General features: G+C 38.1%; 14 protein-coding genes and 1 riboswitch. Of the genes, 6 read left to right on the top strand and 8 right to left on the bottom strand.

All coding sequences use genetic code 11. The annotated features are described in order from the left end of the window. Positions 1-6 precede the first annotated feature (6 nt). From MHB65_RS02400 to MHB65_RS02375, 6 genes are all read right to left on the bottom strand, one after another. Complete coding sequence (locus tag MHB65_RS02400) at positions 7-903, bottom strand: ABC transporter permease subunit (protein ID WP_342442386.1); 897 nt, start codon at positions 901-903, stop codon at positions 7-9. A 13-nt stretch (positions 904-916) separates the two neighbouring features. Continuing rightward, positions 917-1,840 (bottom strand): ABC transporter permease subunit, encoded by a 924-nt coding sequence (locus MHB65_RS02395; RefSeq protein WP_205446714.1) that lies wholly within the window; start codon positions 1,838-1,840, stop codon positions 917-919. Positions 1,841-1,905: 65 nt separating this feature from the next. Beyond that, the gene (locus MHB65_RS02390; protein WP_342442385.1) at positions 1,906-3,489 is read right to left on the bottom strand and encodes a glutathione ABC transporter substrate-binding protein; all 1,584 of its coding nucleotides are present in this window, start codon (positions 3,487-3,489) and stop codon (positions 1,906-1,908) included. A gap of 492 nt (positions 3,490-3,981) precedes the next feature. Continuing rightward, positions 3,982-5,334 carry an aspartate aminotransferase family protein gene (locus MHB65_RS02385; RefSeq protein WP_342442384.1) on the bottom strand — a complete coding sequence of 451 codons (1,353 nt, stop codon included), beginning with the start codon at positions 5,332-5,334 and terminating at the stop codon, positions 3,982-3,984. Positions 5,335-5,367: 33 nt separating this feature from the next. Next, the gene (locus MHB65_RS02380) at positions 5,368-6,897 is read right to left on the bottom strand and encodes a CoA-acylating methylmalonate-semialdehyde dehydrogenase (RefSeq protein ID WP_342442383.1); all 1,530 of its coding nucleotides are present in this window, start codon (positions 6,895-6,897) and stop codon (positions 5,368-5,370) included. 22 nt (positions 6,898-6,919) lie between these two features. Beyond that, on the bottom strand, positions 6,920-8,332 hold the full coding sequence (locus tag MHB65_RS02375; RefSeq protein WP_342442382.1) for an amino acid permease: 1,413 nt from the start codon (positions 8,330-8,332) through the stop codon (positions 6,920-6,922). A 233-nt stretch (positions 8,333-8,565) separates the two neighbouring features. On the opposite strand from MHB65_RS02375, the gene MHB65_RS02370 reads away from it, so the two are divergent. Then, on the top strand, positions 8,566-10,134 hold the full coding sequence (locus tag MHB65_RS02370; RefSeq protein WP_342442381.1) for a PucR family transcriptional regulator ligand-binding domain-containing protein: 1,569 nt from the start codon (positions 8,566-8,568) through the stop codon (positions 10,132-10,134). Between the two features lie 52 nt (positions 10,135-10,186). Here the strand turns inward: MHB65_RS02370 and MHB65_RS02365 are convergent, their stop codons facing one another. Continuing rightward, positions 10,187-10,981, bottom strand: a complete 795-nt coding sequence (locus MHB65_RS02365; RefSeq protein ID WP_342442380.1) for a carbon-nitrogen family hydrolase — start codon at positions 10,979-10,981, stop codon at positions 10,187-10,189. Between the two features lie 96 nt (positions 10,982-11,077). Here MHB65_RS02365 and MHB65_RS02360 point away from each other — a divergent pair, with 96 nt between their 5' ends. Beyond that, on the top strand, positions 11,078-12,247 hold the full coding sequence (locus MHB65_RS02360; protein ID WP_342442379.1) for a pyridoxal phosphate-dependent aminotransferase: 1,170 nt from the start codon (positions 11,078-11,080) through the stop codon (positions 12,245-12,247). A 474-nt stretch (positions 12,248-12,721) separates the two neighbouring features. Here MHB65_RS02360 and MHB65_RS02355 read toward each other — a convergent pair whose 3' ends face one another. Beyond that, on the bottom strand, positions 12,722-13,225 hold the full coding sequence (locus tag MHB65_RS02355; RefSeq protein WP_342442378.1) for a PPC domain-containing DNA-binding protein: 504 nt from the start codon (positions 13,223-13,225) through the stop codon (positions 12,722-12,724). 122 nt (positions 13,226-13,347) lie between these two features. Beyond that, a riboswitch (SAM riboswitch) is annotated at positions 13,348-13,452 on the top strand. An 89-nt stretch (positions 13,453-13,541) separates the two neighbouring features. Between MHB65_RS02355 and MHB65_RS02350 the strand changes: the two genes are divergently transcribed. The 4 genes from MHB65_RS02350 (at position 13,542) to MHB65_RS02335 (ending at position 16,961) form a co-directional block, all read left to right on the top strand. Next, positions 13,542-14,372, top strand: coding sequence for a MetQ/NlpA family ABC transporter substrate-binding protein (locus tag MHB65_RS02350; RefSeq protein ID WP_205446706.1), 831 nt, complete (start codon positions 13,542-13,544; stop codon positions 14,370-14,372). A gap of 106 nt (positions 14,373-14,478) precedes the next feature. Next, on the top strand, positions 14,479-15,504 hold the full coding sequence (locus tag MHB65_RS02345) for an ATP-binding cassette domain-containing protein (RefSeq protein ID WP_205446705.1): 1,026 nt from the start codon (positions 14,479-14,481) through the stop codon (positions 15,502-15,504). Continuing rightward, positions 15,497-16,168 (top strand): methionine ABC transporter permease, encoded by a 672-nt coding sequence (locus tag MHB65_RS02340; protein ID WP_004225517.1) that lies wholly within the window; start codon positions 15,497-15,499, stop codon positions 16,166-16,168. Before MHB65_RS02345 ends, MHB65_RS02340 begins: the two co-directional genes overlap by 8 nt. Before the next feature lie 13 nt (positions 16,169-16,181). Further along, positions 16,182-16,961, top strand: coding sequence for an enoyl-CoA hydratase-related protein (locus MHB65_RS02335; protein ID WP_342442377.1), 780 nt, complete (start codon positions 16,182-16,184; stop codon positions 16,959-16,961). The last annotated feature ends 12 nt before the right edge of the window (positions 16,962-16,973 follow it).

Below are 16,973 nucleotides of genomic sequence, written 5' to 3'. Positions count from 1 at the left end.
TTCTCCTTAATTATTTTTTATTTTTGGATCTAATACATCTCGTAATCCATCACCTATTAAGTTAAATGCTAGTACGGTTAAAAATATTGCAATGCCTGGCATGATGACTACGTGCGAAGATGTTCCTAAATAGTCACGCCCACTACTTAGCATTACTCCCCACTCAGGCATTTCAGGGCTTGCACCTAAGCCTAAAAAACTTAAACCAGAAGCTGCTAAAATGGCTGTTCCTATACGCATTGTGACAAAGATGATTAATTCACTAATGGTTTCAGGGAAAATATGTTTCCACAGCACTCTAACATGCGAAGCTCCCATTGATTGTGCTGCCTCTACGTATACATTCTCTTTCGCATTCAATGTAGCACCTCTGACTAAACGTGCAAAAGATGGCACACTAAAGATCATCACAGCAATGATGACATTATTAATACCAGGACCCAATAAGGCTACAATGGCAATCGCTAACAATAAATCAGGGAATGAAAACAGTACATCACAGCTACGCATGATGATTTTGTCAATCCACCCACCAAAGTAACCGCTAATTAAACCTAAAATAGTTCCTAGTATTAGGCCTAAAAATACGGCACTGAAACTCACCATCAAGGATATTTTTGCGCCTACTATCAAACGACTAAAAATGTCTCGACCATACTCGTCCGTTCCTGCCAAATGACTTGCACTTGGTCCCTCTAATAAAGCATCATAATTGGGTTCAAAAGGATCGTACGGTGCGATATAAGGTCCAATAAAAGCGACTACAATTAACAATCCTATAAAGATACTTGCTACCAAAGCAGCCTTTTGTTTTTTAAAAGACTTCCAAAATTCTTTAAGAGGAGAGTATTTTTTTTGTGTATTTTGCACTTGGCTATTTTGCACAGTAGTTGGTGAAGTCATTTTGTTCCCTCCCTTAAGAATTTAATTGGATTTTTGGATTTAACACGGTATAAAGCACATCAACAATTAAATTGACTAAAATAAATTCAAATGCAAATAACAGCAGTGCAGACTGAATGACGGGATAATCTCGAAATGCGATCGAATCGATTAGAAGTCGTCCCATTCCTGGAAAACTAAAGACTGTCTCCACTACCACTGATCCTCCTAAGAGAAATCCAAATTGTAAGCCTGCTACTGTTACCACAGAAATCAAGGAATTTCTTAAAGCATGGGTCACAATAACGGAGTGTTCTTTCAGTCCTTTTGCTCTCCCTGTTCTTATAAAATCTGCTTGTAACGTTTCAAGCATGGAAGAACGAGTAAATCGAGCGATCATTGACATAATGCCAGCTCCTAAGGTCAAGGAGGGTAAAATATAACTAGAAAAGCCGTCTAATCCACCTGTCGGAAATAACCCTAGCTGCACTGAAAATAATTGAATCAATAATAAGCCCAGCCAAAATCCTGGAATCGAAATGCCAGAAACAGCCGTTACCATTCCAAAATAATCAGGCCATTTGTTTTTATTGATGGCAGAAAGAACACCAATCACCAAACCCATTAATGTAGCCCAAAACATGGAAAGGAAAGTAAGATGAAGAGAAGGCATAAACCTTGTTTTAAACATATCAATGACAGGTAGTCCTGTTGTTAAAGATGTGCCAAGCTCACCCGTCATAAGATTTTTCATATAATCCACGTATTGTTTAAGAATGGGTTTATCTAAACCCAACTCATGCCGTACATTTTCAACATCTTCTAGCGTGGCATCTTTACCAGCTACTAATCGTGCAGGGTCACCTGGTATGAAATGAATGAATAAGAATGTTAATATGGAAATGACAATTAATATCGGTATCATTTCAACGGTTCTTCTTGCTATATATTTCCACACGCCGCCTTCCTCCTTTCTATTTTGTAGAAAAGGAATTGACTAGCATCAATTCCTTTTATTGTGTTTTACTCCACTTTTGCATTTTTCACATCTAGTCCACCTGTCGGGTTTACTAGTACACCGCTGACATTTGAACGTACACCATATACAACCTCATCTACCCCTAAGAAAATCCAAGGTGTATCTTGATAAACGACTTCCTGTAATTTTTCATATAGTTCAGCTTGGCGATCTACATCTGAAATGGAATTAGCTTCATCCATTAATTGATCTGCCTCCGTATTATGATAGTAAGCTGTATTTGCACCATTTGGTGGGAATGATACGCTATGGAAAAGAGGCTTTGTCGCATTCGTTATATCCGAAGCATAGGCTGACCAACTCACATACCACATTTGTAATTTCGCATCATCTGGTGTTTGTGCACCATAGATTTCGTCTGATAAAGTGCCTTCTTCCATTGATTTAATTTCTACTTTTACACCGATTTGACCTAACTGTTGTTGAATAAACTGCATGCCTTTCATCGTATCCGAGTTTGTGTTCCCCCAGATTTCAATATCGAAGCCATCAGGATAGCCTGCCTCAGCTAACAATTCCTTTGCCTTTTCAATATTGTGTTCATACATTTTTTGTTGCTTATAATAAACGGTTTTGGAAGGAATAATGGAGTCTAATGGTACACCCAGCCCTGCATTCACCACTTTTAAATAAGCATCCTTGTCCACCGCATAGTTAAAGGCTTGTCGAACTTTAATATCATCCAAAGGTTTTTTATAGGTATTTAAGGAAACATAGTGTGCAATTGTAGAAGGAACCTTATTAACTTCTACATCTTTACTATTAGAAAGCTCATCAATATTTTGAGCTGGCACTGGATAGATAACCTGTGCATCACCCGCTTTTAGCATCGCTACGCGAGATCCGTTTTCTGGCACTGGTTTATAGGTGATTTTAGCAACACGTTCTCCACCATCCCAATAGCCATCAAAGTTTTCAATTGTTAAATGGTCTCCTTGTACCCATTCCACAAATTTATAAGGACCTGTACCAACAGGTTTTTTAGGTATATCTGCTGAATTTTCTTTAATCATTTTTGGACTAATCATTTTGGCAACTCCGAATCGAGTAATCATTGGTCCATATGGTTCTTTTAAAGTAACTTTAATTTCATAGTCGCCTAGAATTTCAACATTGCTGATTAAGCTAAAGCCACGAGAATATAAGCGTAAGCTTTCATCATTCATGATTCGTTCAATATTGGCCTTTACAGCCTCAGCATTAAACTGTTCCCCGTCATGGAAGGTAACCCCTTCTTTAAGTTTGAACGTATAGACAAGAGCGTCTTCACTAATTGAATAATCATCTGCTAAAACCTTAATAATTTGTCCATCTGCATCGAAGCCTAGCAAACCTTCTAGCATTGTCTCCTGTACAGAACTCGAATTAGTATCCCCTGTGTTATGCGGATCCATTGAAATAAAATTTTCATTTACAGCGATGACAAGTTCATTTTTAGAACTAGCTGTACCTGATTCTGTAGTAGACTTATCCCCAGTATTTGATGCGTTAGAATTGTCTTTCTCTGCGCATGCTGCTAAAAGCAACGTACATAGAATTACAAAAACCAATTTTTTAACATAATTCATCTCATCTACTCCCTTTGTAAAAATATATAAAAATATTTCTTATAATTTAATTTAAGAAATATAATTACCAAAAAACATTTATTTTCTCCACTGCTGAAAATAAGTAGGTAAAAAATTAACTATATTTTCTTATGATTAGACAATTCAATTCAGGCAAGACATCGCTTCCTCAACTATCACAATTGCTTTTAATCAGAAAGTATAGTTCAAATTACAAGATGTATTTATTCCACTGCTGAAAATAAGTGATTAAAAAAATATACCCTATCAGGACATTTCTTAAAATTTTTATCAGAAAATTAATTATTTTTTAACAACTATAAACTATGAAATCTAATATTTCCAGTATTATTTTAATAAATTTCTGAATTTTATAATTATTTTTATTGAGCTATAATAAATATCCCTATAGCTCATTTATGCTCCAAAGTACTACAATAAAAGCTCTAAAAGCCTTTATTACCCGGCTTTTAGAACTTTTATGAATAGTCACTATAGCGTATTTAAACTATTCACAACCACATTTAGTATACGGTCAAGATCTTCTTGTGCAATATTAAGTGGTGGTGATAACGTTAAGACATTATTAAACCCTGCTACGGTAGCTCCATTTTTCCCAATGATGACCCCTTGCCCTTTACATGCTGCAATGACAGCATTCACTTTCTCCACTGGTAAAGGTTCTTTCGAAACTTTATCTACTACTAATTCAATTCCAATCAATAAACCTTTGCCTCGTACATCCCCTACATTTGGGTGATGCTGTAATTCTTGTTGCAATGTTTCAAGTGTTGCAGCACCAATTTCCTTAGAACGGTCAAATAACGCCTCTTGCTCAAGAATCTCAATATTTTTTAATGCGACTGCACATGCCACTGGTGAGCCACCAAATGTATTTACATGGCGGAAATAGCCGTATGCATCTGAGCCTGTAAATGCCTCATATATTTCTCGCTTTACCGCTGTAGCTGATAGTGGTAAATAAGCACTTGTAATTCCTTTCGCCATCGTAATAATATCAGGCTTTACACCATAATTCATAAATCCAAAGGGCTTACCTGTTCGACCAAAACCACAAATAACCTCATCCACAATCATTAAAGCGCCGTGTTTTTTACATACTTCCTCAATACCTTTTAAATAGTTTTCTGGAGGCATAATGACACCACCACCTGTAATAATAGGCTCTAAAATCATCGCTGCAATCGTGTCGCTCAGTTCCCATGTCATGGTTTTATCTACAGCCTTTACACTTGCTAAATCTAATGGCGCGCTCGTATCACTTTCATGTTCACGATATTGATCAGGTGGTGCAACATGGATAAAACCTGGTGACAGTGGCTCATATTTATATTTACGTTCTGCCTGCCCTGTTGCCGCTAATGCCCCAAAGGAGTTACCATGATACGCACGGTAACGAGAGACAACTTTATAGCGAGAACTTTGCCCTTTTTGCTGATGATATTGTCGCGCTATTTTAAATGCTGTTTCATTTGCCTCTGACCCACTATTAGAGAAGAAAATAACGTAATCGCCACCAAGCATTTCATTTAGCTTTTCAGCTAATTCTACTGCAGGCAAATGTCCCTGAGATAAAGGTGCATATGCATTTTTCATCATTTGTTCATGCGCTGCATCCGCTAATTCTTTACGACCATAACCAACGTTGACACACCATAGCCCAGCCATCGCATCAATATATTCTACACCATCTGTATCAATGATTCTTGCACCATCAGATTTCTCCACCACATACGTAGCCTGCGGATTATAAGGTTTCATGGAATGCCATACATATTGCTCATCCTTTGCTAATACATCACTTTTAAGATTAATCTGCGTCATCGCCAAACACCCCTTACTATTATTTTTCTTACATTAGTTTTTCGCATCGTCATTACTTGGGAACGCAAAGGAGCTTGCTGTATCCTCTGTCTCATCGGGCCAACGTTCAGAAATCGTTTTTGCCTTTGTAAAGAATCTCGCCTGATCGGGGCCAAACATATGCCCTTCACCAAACTTAGATCGTTTCCATCCACCAAAGTTGTGATAGCCAACTGGGATTGGGATTGGCACATTAACCCCTACCATGCCCACTTCTATTTCTTCTTGGAATTTACGCGCCGCCGCTCCACTGCTTGTAAACATTGTGACACCATTACCAAGCTCATGATCATTTATTAAATCGATAGCCTTTTGTAGAGAGTCCACCCCCACTACAATACGTGCTGGACCAAAGACCTCCTCTTTGAAGATCGTCATTTCTGGTGTGACATGATTAAGTAAAGTAGGACCAAGATAAAAACCATTAGACTTTTCACATACTTTTGGATTTCTTCCGTCGATGACAAGATTTGCCCCTTCACTGACTGCCCCATCGATATAGCGTATAATTGTATCCTTGGACTGTTTAGTGATGACTGGACCAAAATCGACGTCTTGCTCTGTATAAGGCCCAACCTTTAGTTGAGAAATTTTATTTTTCAATATTTCTGTAAAACGTTGCTCCGTATCCTTACCTACAACAAGTGCACCGGAAATAGCCATACAGCGCTGAGATGCTGCGCCATATGCTGCTCCTAAAAAGGCATTTGCTGTTTGTTCTAAATTGGCGTCTGGCATAACAATCATGAAATTCTTCCCACCACCAAATGCTGCCACACGTTTATTGTGCTTTGTCCCAGTTTGATAAATATATTCAGCAACAGGCGTGGAACCAACAAATGAGATAGCTTGAATCTCTTTGTTTTCTAACAATTCATCCACTGCCTCTTTGTCACCATTGACAACTGTCCAAATACCGTCTGGCAGACCTGCCTCTTTCCATAATTGGCTCAAGTATAATGCTGAGATAGGTACACGTTCAGATGGCTTTAGAATAACGGCATTCCCCACTGCAACAGCCATACTTGTAATTGCGAGAGGTACCATAACAGGGAAATTAAATGGTGCGATCGTAGCCACTACGCCAAGTGGCGACTTGGCAGAAAAGGCATTAATATTACCACCCACATTAACGGAGTACTCCCCTTTTAGCATTTGTGGGGCACTGATCGCCATATCCACTGATTCAATCCCCCGAACAATTTCACCCTTCGCGTCTTCCTTTGTTTTCCCACTTTCCTGGCAAATCACAGCGATAAGCTCTTCCTGCTTTTCTACTAACAGCTGACGGAATCGATGTAATACTTCTACCCGCTTACCAATGGATGTTTTTTTCCATGCTGGAAAGACTTCTTTTGCAAGCCGAATAGCATGCTTTACCTCGTCTCTTGAAGCAAGCGGTACTCTTGCGATGACCTCACCTGTTGATGGATTATATACTTCTGAGAATCTGTTACTTGTACCTGCTACCTCTTCTCCTTTGATAAAATGTGTTAGCGTTTTCATTTCTTGCTGAACTGTCATAATGGATCACTCCTTCATCGTCTTATTGTTCAAAATCAAACTCGTCTTTTGTGAAAAGGGAACTTGATTCATCGGCTTGTTTAATCATCTTTTTCTTTTGAGTAAGCATATAGAAAATCATCACAATGGCCACAATAACGCATGTAAATAAAATTTGTGAGCGCATTGACTCTATAAAGAACATCGCAATGAGTAATGCTGTTGTTGCTAGTATTGTGAAATACGTTAAATACGGGAATAGCCACATCTTCACCTTTAATAGCTCTGGATTTTCTTGTTCAATCTTTCGTCGCATTCTTAATTGTGAAAAGGCAATGATTAAATAAAGAATTAACGTAATAGCACTACAAGAACTTAATAAAAACATAAATACTTTATCTGGCGAAACATAATTCATTATGACCGCAATATACGAGAAAAATGTTGCGGCAAGTATGGCATTGACAGGTGCACCATTTTTGTTTAATTTTAAAAACGCTTTTGGTGCTTCTCCTTTTTCCGCTAAAGAAAACACCATTCGTGAGGTTGCATAAAGTGCTGAATTTAGGCACGATAATACTGCAGTTAAAACAACAAAATTCATAATTTGTGCAGCAGCAGGAATACCAATATAGTCAAGTACCGCTACATAAGGACTTGTTAAAATATCTGAGGAATGCCAAGGTAATAGCGTCACAACAACTGCTATAGAACCCACATAGAAAATTAAAATACGCCAAGTAATAGAATTGGTAGCTTTCGTAACAGCTGCTAAAGGTTCATCCGATTCACCAGCAGCAATGGCCACGATCTCTGTCCCCATAAAAGAAAAGATAACTATGACGACACCCATTAGAACAGCGCCAAAACCGTTTGGTAAAAAACCGCCCTGTTCAACTAAGTTGGTCATACCTACAGCATTAAAGTTGGGGGCGATACCAAAAATAATAAATGCACCGAGACCAAGAAAAACGACTATACTTGCAACCTTAATAAGAGAGAACCAATACTCAAACTCACCAAAAGCTTTGACAGAAAGAACATTTGTTAAAGTAAGTGCTACGGTTAATAACAGACTTACTAGCCATAAAGGAATCCCGTCATACCAATATTGAATAATGGCTGCTGCCGCTGTTGCCTCTAAAGCAATCGCAATCACCCAGAAAAACCAGTACAGCCATCCAATCATAAAACCTGCCCACGGACCAATGGCTTCATATGCGTAGTGTGCAAACGACCCACTCGTTGGATTGACAGCCGCCATCTCACCTAGCATACGCATAACTAATACAACGATAATTCCTGCAAATATATACGATAAAATTGCCCCTGGGCCAGCTAAGTTAATGACCGAGCCACTTCCCATAAATAGGCCAGCACCGATTACTCCGGCAATCGCAATCATCGTCATATGCCGCTTTTTTAATCCTCTTTGCAAATGCGTTTGTTGCCCCATATCTGTCACCTCTTTTAGTAAATTGCTTGATCGCTTACAAAAATCTTACATCTTTCATAACGTTGAAGTAATAGACAAACTGTAAAATTCTATACTTTTGTTTTATACATAATGTAAAATAGACTAAATATTCTTAAAATAATTTAAAAACGATTTTCTAAGATAATTTGTAGCACTAAGCAGAAATAATCAAAATTAATCTGAAGATAAGTATGTCAAAAGGAGGGGCAAAATTGAGCCCATTTCAACTAAAAGTACTAGATGTTTTGAACAATAAATATTTTCAAAAGGCAGAGGTAGTAGCAGGTCATGAGGGATTAACAAGAATCGTCAAATGGGCACATGTTCTAGAAATCATACATGTTGATAATTTTTTAGTTGGTGAAGAGTTAGTATTAACAACGGGGATAAGTCTCCAACATAGCATTGAGGACTTTACTGCATTTATAGAAGCCATCATTCAAAAAAATTGTGCCGCTCTTTGTATTGAATATGGCTCCTCTATTCAAGCAGTTCCTGAAGCAATATTGGCAATAGCTAACCGTCATCAGTTTCCTATTATCGTTTTTCATGAAGCGGTTCCTTTTGTTCGTATTACACAGGATTTACATAGCCAAATTATCAATCAGCAATATTTATTGATCTCTTCGCTAGAATCTTACTCACAAGCTTTGAACAAAAATGCAGTCTTAGGACAAAACACAGAGGATATTTTACAAAATATGTATAATGAGTTGAAAACACAAATCATGTTTTCCATTAAGGGACGGGAGCCTATCTTTTTTCCGAATATGGCACACAAAAAGCGTCAGCAATTACTAGCATTGCACAAGTCTACTCAGCAGTTTAAACATGAGCCTATTTTTATTTTTGATCAACATTATGCCGATTTAACACTTTATCGAGAAGATGAGCTTTTCTCAGAGTTTGAGTTATTAATATTGGATCGTACAGCAACAGCGTTAGCACAGCTTTTAATGCGAGAGTTTTATATTGAGGAAAAAAAGAATATTGAGGATGCTTCGATTTTAGCCGATTGGATTGATCAAAAACTGTCTAAGGAGGAAATCTATAAATTTATCGTTACACATTACGCTAACTACATACAATCTAGTGGGGCTGTCTTTATTTTAGCCTCTCCTAATACTTTGACAAAGGCACAAGAGGATATTGTCTATAGTAAGCTTTATTATCGTAATCTCTTTGAGCAGCATGGCTTTATTCCGTTTTTATTTGAAAGAAAGAGCTATGTTATTTTTATTTTACTTCATACAAAAGATAGTAAAGCCACTCGTGATACGTTAAATAACCTGTTTTCCTCCTTACCCAAAACTGAATTTTATAAAAAGCAGCAAACACAGGGCTATCAGATAGCCGTTGGGAAAGTGGTTTGTGATGTTGATGAAATTCCTAAAAGCTATCAAACTGCCCTAGAAACCTTATATATTTGTCGAAAGGTACAAACGTCCTCGTTCTTTTATGATGATCTGCATTTATATCATTTAATCTATAAATTACAAATGCAAGTGAATTTACAGGAAGTGATATACGACTATTTACAGCCCGTTATTGAATACGATGAAAAAAACAATAGCAAGCTCCTCGAAACATTACAGGTGTATTTACAAACAAATGGCTCTAAACAGCAAACAGCGAACCAATTGTTTATTGTGCGTCAAACACTCTATCATCGCTTAAAAAAGCTTGAAAGTTTACTAGGCAAAAATTTTATGAAGGGGCATAACCGCATTACACTTGAATTTATGCTACTAGCCAATTCATTGATCGAGGATAAGAGCTAGAAAAAAAGTTGGCACGCAAAATGGGATCTTCCCTCCTAAGCGTGCCCCTTTATTACCCTTTCACAACTACATCCTGATACAGTCCAGGTCTGCGATCATCGTAAACAGGGATTCTTCCACGTACTTCATCGACAATCGAAAAGTCTACATCGATCACCGCTACTTCCTCGTCCTCAGCACCAACCCAAAGTACTTCTCCCCAAGGCTGAATAATCATAGATTGCCCATTAAAGTTTTCTACCTTTTTCGAAATACGATTAACTGCTATGACAAAGCATTGATTTTCAATTGCACGAGCCTGCAGCAATGTTTTCCAATGGTCAATCCTTGGAGTTGGCCACTGCGCTGGTACAAATAATACCTTTGCTCCTTGTAATGCATGGGCACGTAACCATTCTGGGAAGCGAATATCATAGCAAATAACACCAGCAGCTTCAATGTCACCTAGAGCAAAACGATTCATTTCATTCCCTGCCTCTAAGTAAAGATGCTCGTCCATTAAACGGAAAAGATGTGCCTTGCTATATTCCCCTACAAGCTCTCCATCACGATCAAAGGTATACATCGTATTATAAAATTTGTCGCCTTTCTTTGTTGAAACAGAGCCACCTACAATATGTACATTTAGTTCCTTAGCTAGTTTAGCTAAAAAGGCTTTTGTCCGCTCCCCATCGCTATCCGCTAGCTCAGGCAGTTTTTCCAAAGCATAGCCTGTATTCCACATTTCAGGTAACACAATAATTTCTGCCCCTTGTTTTGCAGCTTCTCGAATCTTATCCTCAGCACGTGCAAAATTTTCTTCAACTTTGCCAAAGCCAACATTTAATTGAATACAACCGATTTTCATATCTATTCCTCCTCTAGACAATTAACAGAAAAAGTAATACTATTTGCTTCATATTCTTCAATAATAATTATTATATTCTGAAAAAGGTGATTATGCATGGAATTCTCTAAAAAACTACAGCAACTACCCACTCAATTTTTTGCAGCACTCGTTCAAAAAGTAAACACGGCCTTAGAAGAAGGACGTGATGTCATTAACCTTGGGCAAGGAAATCCCGACCAACCCACGCCTCCTCACATCATTCAAGCATTACAGGAGGCGGCTGAAAACCCACAAAACCATAAATATTCACCATTTCGAGGTATCGCTGAATTACGCCAAGCAGCTGCCGACTTTTATCAACGTGAATATCATGTGGAACTAAATCCTGACACAGAGGTAGCGATTCTTGGTGGGACAAAAATAGGTCTAGTTGAACTACCTTTAGCTGTGTTAAACCCTGGCGACACGATGCTCTTACCAGACCCTGGCTATCCAGATTACTTATCAGGTGTCGTATTAGGGGATGTTAATTTTGAAGTGATGCCACTTTTTGCTGAAAATGATTTCTTACCTGATTATGATGCATTATCTGATGAAGTGAAAGAAAAGGTAAAGCTACTTTACCTAAATTACCCGAACAATCCTACAGGTGGTACAGCAACACTTGCGTTTTTTGAAGAAACCGTTCGTTTTGCGAAGGAACACAATATTATCGTATCACATGATTTTGCTTATGGAGCAATAGGATTTGACGGTAATAAACCAATTAGCTTCCTACAAGCAGAGGGTGCAAAAGAAGTTGGGATTGAAATGTATACCCTATCGAAAACCTATAATATGGCAGGCTGGCGTATAGGCTTTGCCGTTGGGAATGCCGAGATTATTGCTGCTATTAATCTTATTCAGGATCATCTGTTTTGTAGTCAATTCCCTGCTATTCAACAAGCAGCAGCAGTAGCACTGACAGCTTCCCAACAATGTGCGGATGAACTACGAGCTACTTATGAGCGTCGCCGAAATGTACTCATTGAAGAAGCTCAAAGAATCGGCTGGCATGTTACGGCTCCAAAAGGCTCCTTCTTCGCATGGCTCCCTGTACCATTAGGCTATACAAGCGAACAATTTGCTGATCTATTGCTTGAAAAAGCTGATATTGCTGTGGCAGCTGGCAATGGTTTCGGTCAATATGGCGAAGGCTACGTCCGTATCGGTTTGCTGGTAAGCGAGGAACGTTTACGTGAAGCAATCCATAGAATCGAGCAGTTACAATTATTTAACAAATGACAATGCCATCAATAGATTATTTGTGAAAGGTGAAAAGACCTTCTACCCCAATCCATAAAAGTGTTATCGTCTTAACAAAGGTTGTACAAATAAAATGAAGGTGTACACTACTCATTTTTATTGAGGGTTGTTGTGACTAATCATCTCTCCACATTGAAAATAAGAGCCTATCCTCTCTCTAATCATACAAATAATGAGTTATTTTGTTCACTACTACTAGTATGAAAGAGGGAAAGACATTTTTACAGAATGGTTGATTGGAGTGGAGCCAGCGTCACTCCTAGGGGATTTAGCGTCACAGAGGAGACCTTGGAGCGAACGGAAGTGAGTGAAGCGGCTCATCGGACACCCCCTGGAAAGGACGCTGGCGGAACGGAAATCAACCCATCACCCTGCTAACAGGTCTTTTTCTGTTAGTGACATGATCTTTTTTCCACAACATGTGTCCTGTAGCTAACTCTAGCTACAGGATCATTATTTTTCAATTTTCCTTGGCTGCCCTAAACCATTTTCTAATGGATAAAATTGAACATGACCTGTTTCATCATCCAATTTTCGAATATGTTGAATACCTTGTACCTCAGCCAGTACTAGGTCAGCAGTAATAACAGGATTTCCCCCTTTTATTAAATGCCCACCTGACACAACACCCCATTGATCGCTCATAGAACCATGGAAATGTGTTTCATATCCCCCGTCACGCTTACACACCACACCAGAGCCTTGAATAAATTCAAGTGGTCCATCTTTTTCAACCACATCACTAAAACGAACTTGAATCTGAGCTGTTGCATCTGGCACTAAATATACAAAGCTACTTTTTTGAAAGCTACCAATACAGCTAACAATCGTTGCTGACTCAATATGATTCTCTTCACAGAGCGCCTCAATTCCCTCAATGATATCTGTCCCTGTTAGAAGACGAGCACTAATAACCTTACCAAATGAACCTATACCATAATTAACTCTCACAGACATTGTTATCCCTCTTTCACGTCGAAATATTATAATTATATAAAAATTTTAAAAATTAATTATTGACTTACTATACCCTATAAATTATATTAGTTCTATCGGAATTACAAAAAAATATTATAAATCTCTTATCAAGAGTAGCTGAGGGACTGGCCCTATGAAGCTCGGCAACCTCCTTTTTAAAGGAAGGTGCTAAATCCTGCAAACGATCTTCGTTTGATAGATAAGAGAGGACATCTTTTCATGAGCCTCTCTTAGTTTGTAAGAGAGTTTTTTTATTTTCAAAAAACCGATAAAAACAATCTTGGAGGTAGTTTTCATGAAAAAGAAAAATAAATTTTTAGTAGGTTTAGCAAGTTTAACATTAGTAGCAGCTCTAGCAGGTTGTGGCTCTAAAGAAGATAGTAAAGGCCAAGCTGAGGCAATTGATGAAAAGAAAATCGTCGTAGGTGTCACTTCTGGTCCACATGAGCAAATTGCAGAAGTAGCAGCTAAAGTAGCAAAAGAAAAAGGGCTAGAAGTAGAGCTAAAATCATTTTCTGACTATGTTTTACCTAATACTTCCTTAGCTGAAGGTGATCTTGATGCGAACAGCTATCAACACGAACCTTTCCTCGATACATTTAATAAAGATCATGATACAGATTTAGTCCCAGTGGGCAAAACGATTTTGAATCCAATGGGTATCTACTCTGAAAAATATAAATCCTTTGATGACATTCCGGATGGTGCAACGTTTGGCCTACCAAATGACCCAACGAATGGAGCACGTGCCCTCTTTGTTTTACAAGAAGCTGGCTATATTAAGCTAAAAGATGGCGCAGACTTAACAGCCTCAATCCGTGATGTAGAAGAAAACAAAAAGAATTTAAAATTCATTGAATTAGAGGCAGCTCAAATTCCTAAACAGCTTAGTGAAGTAGATGTAGCAGCTATTAATACAAACTTTGCATTAGAAGCTGGCATTAACCCTAAAGACGACTCTATTTTATTGGAATCTACTGACTCTCCATACGTGAACTACATTGTCGTACGCGCTGAAAATGAAAATGACCCAACAATTAAAAAGTTCGTTGAGGCTTACCAATCTGATGAAGTACGTCAATTCATCGAAGAAGAATTCAAAGGTTCAGTAATCCCTAGCTGGTAATACATTCAGGAAGCTTCTATAAGCCGAAGAATCTGCCGAAATTCCTCTATGGGAAGACGAGCAGATTCTTGCTTTTTAGAAGGTTGAGAAAGGAGCAAACAATCGCATGATTCAATTACAAAATATCTCAAAAGAATTCAAGTCGAAAAAAGGCATCATTAAAGCTGTGGATGGGATCAATCTTCATGTAAAAAAGGGACAAATTCATGGTGTGATCGGCTATAGTGGTGCTGGTAAAAGTACACTCATTCGTTGTGTTAATCTACTAGAACGTCCTACAGCAGGAAAAGTAGTGATAGACAATGTAGACATTACGACCCTTTCTCTTCATGAATTACGTCAAACACGCCAAAAAATCGGGATGATTTTCCAGCACTTTAATCTATTAAAAACAGCAACAGTTTACAATAATATTGCCGTTCCCTTAAAGCTACTAGGCTATAAAGAGACGGAAGTAAAAAACCGTGTAGCTAAATATGCTGAAATTGTAGGCTTAACAGATAAACTAGATAGTTACCCAAATCAACTTTCAGGTGGTCAAAAACAACGTGTGGCTATTGCACGTGCCTTGGCACAGGAGCCAGAGATTTTACTTAGTGACGAAGCAACAAGTGCACTTGACCCTGAGACAACGGAAGCCATTCTTGAATTGTTGTTAAAAATTAACCGTGAATTAGGCATTACGATTCTGCTCATTACACATGAAATGAATGTGATTCAAAAAATTTGCGATGAGGTTTCTGTTCTAGAATCAGGGAAAGTTGTGGAATTTGGCACAGCTATTGAACTTTTTGCAAAACCGAAGCACCCTACAACGCGAAAGTTTTTAAATACAATTTCACAACGTAACTTATCCCCTTCTCTTATTGAGCAATTAAATGTTTCAGGTAGTGTAATCCGTTTAACATTCCTTGGTGAAAGCACTGGTAAGCCATTATTAGCAGAAGTCACTAAGGTATACGATGTGCAACCAAATATTTTAACGGCTAATATTATTGAATTAAAAAACGGCATTGTCGGCAATATTGTGGTGCATCTACATGGCGAGACGCAGATTGTCCAAAAGGCGCTAACTTATTTTTCGGAAAATGGCGTGGCAGTGGAAGAATTAGGAGGTGCGTTCAATGAGTAGTATCCAAAGTTTCTTTACAGATTGGTCAGATGTTATTGGCAAAGCAATTATCGAAACATTTCAAATGGTCGGAATTTCATTGTTGTTCTCCATTCTAATTGGTATTCCATTAGGGCTATTAATCGTTTTAACACGACCAGGACAATCCTTTGAAAATAAATTTTTCTATCAGTTTTTTAATCTATTCATCAATATTGTCCGCTCTGTGCCATTTATCATTTTATTATTCTTCATCTTACCTTTTACCAAGTTAATTGTTGGTACAACAATTGGTGTTAAAGGTGTAATCGTTCCGTTAGTTGTTTACACAGCTCCTTATATTGCACGATTGATGGAATCTGCGCTTTTAGAAGTGGATTCAGGAGTGGTAGAAGCTTACACAGCCATGGGTATTAAACGTCGTCATATTATTTGGCATGTACTATTACGTGAAGCTCGTCCATCGATTATTTTAGGCTTAACGATTGCCACAATTGGATTAATTGGTGCAACGGCAATGGCAGGAATGGTTGGTGCTGGCGGATTAGGTGACCTTGCCTATCGTTATGGTCATTTACGCTATGAGGTTGATGTGATGTATGCAACTGTCTTTATCTTAATCATCCTTGTGCAAAGCATTCAATCTATCGGCAACCGCTTCGCTGCGAAATTGAAAAAAGATTAAGAGGAGAATGAAGATGACAAAGGAAATTTATGTAGAGAAAAATGGCTATATTGCAACGTTAGTATTAAATCGCCCTGATAAACGAAATTCGTTTTCAAAGGCAATGTTTCAAGCTATAGTAGACCATCTTGAACAGCTACGTGTAGATTCTTCTATCAAGCTCTTGATTGTCCGCGGTGTCAATGAAGTAGCCTTTTCATCTGGTGCTGATATTAGCGAGTTTTTAGATATTCGTTATGCTGCAGACAATGCCAAAGCCTATAATGATTTGGCTTTAAAGGCAATCGATGCCCTCTATAAATTTCCGCATCCTACAATTGCTATGATCCAGGGCTTAGCAATTGGCGGTGGCTTAGAGTTAGCAAATGCTTGTGATTTTAGAATAGCAACACCTAAGAGTAAGCTAGGTATCACCGCTGCAAACATAGGTATTGTCTATAATTTAGAAAGCACGAAACGTCTCATCAATATTGTTGGTGTCGCTAAGGCAAAGGAAATTTTATACACAGCCAACATTTTTACAGCTGAAGAAGGAAAAAACATTGGTTTAATCACGGCCCTACATGAGCCAGAGGATATTGAAGATGCCACACTGCAATTCGCTGAACATCTATTAAGTAAATCATCCATTGCAAACGCAGGCATCAAAAAAATTATCCAGGCGATTGTAGATGGTGAAAATGAAGAAAGCGATGAGCTGGCACAGTTAGTTTTGGATTCATTTAGTTCAGACGATTATAACGAAGGTATTCAAGCCTTTTTAAATAAAAGAAAGCCTATTTTCAATAAATAAGTGAGGTAGTAA

Origin of the sequence: Lysinibacillus sp. FSL K6-0075, assembly GCF_038592945.1 — a bacterium.
GTDB lineage: Bacteria > Bacillota > Bacilli > Bacillales_A > Planococcaceae > Lysinibacillus > Lysinibacillus fusiformis_F.
The sequence above is the reverse complement of the archived record's forward strand: the minus strand, read 5'-3'. Positions and strand labels throughout refer to the sequence as shown.

Bases quoted from the DNA above. Each gene is read 5' to 3' on its own strand.
- MHB65_RS02365 (WP_342442380.1), bottom strand. From the start codon at position 10,981: ATGAAAATCGGTTGTATTCAATTAAATGTTGGCTTTGGCAAAGTTGAA.
- MHB65_RS02350 (WP_205446706.1), top strand. From the start codon at position 13,542: ATGAAAAAGAAAAATAAATTTTTAGTAGGTTTAGCAAGTTTAACATTA.
- MHB65_RS02390 (WP_342442385.1), bottom strand. From the start codon at position 3,489: ATGAATTATGTTAAAAAATTGGTTTTTGTAATTCTATGTACGTTGCTT.
- MHB65_RS02345 (WP_205446705.1), top strand. From the start codon at position 14,479: ATGATTCAATTACAAAATATCTCAAAAGAATTCAAGTCGAAAAAAGGC.
- MHB65_RS02380 (WP_342442383.1), bottom strand. From the start codon at position 6,897: ATGACAGTTCAGCAAGAAATGAAAACGCTAACACATTTTATCAAAGGA.
- MHB65_RS02355 (WP_342442378.1), bottom strand. From the start codon at position 13,225: ATGTCTGTGAGAGTTAATTATGGTATAGGTTCATTTGGTAAGGTTATT.
- MHB65_RS02400 (WP_342442386.1), bottom strand. From the start codon at position 903: ATGACTTCACCAACTACTGTGCAAAATAGCCAAGTGCAAAATACACAA.
- MHB65_RS02340 (WP_004225517.1), top strand. From the start codon at position 15,497: ATGAGTAGTATCCAAAGTTTCTTTACAGATTGGTCAGATGTTATTGGC.
- MHB65_RS02360 (WP_342442379.1), top strand. From the start codon at position 11,078: ATGGAATTCTCTAAAAAACTACAGCAACTACCCACTCAATTTTTTGCA.
- MHB65_RS02375 (WP_342442382.1), bottom strand. From the start codon at position 8,332: ATGGGGCAACAAACGCATTTGCAAAGAGGATTAAAAAAGCGGCATATG.
- MHB65_RS02385 (WP_342442384.1), bottom strand. From the start codon at position 5,334: ATGACGCAGATTAATCTTAAAAGTGATGTATTAGCAAAGGATGAGCAA.
- MHB65_RS02335 (WP_342442377.1), top strand. From the start codon at position 16,182: ATGACAAAGGAAATTTATGTAGAGAAAAATGGCTATATTGCAACGTTA.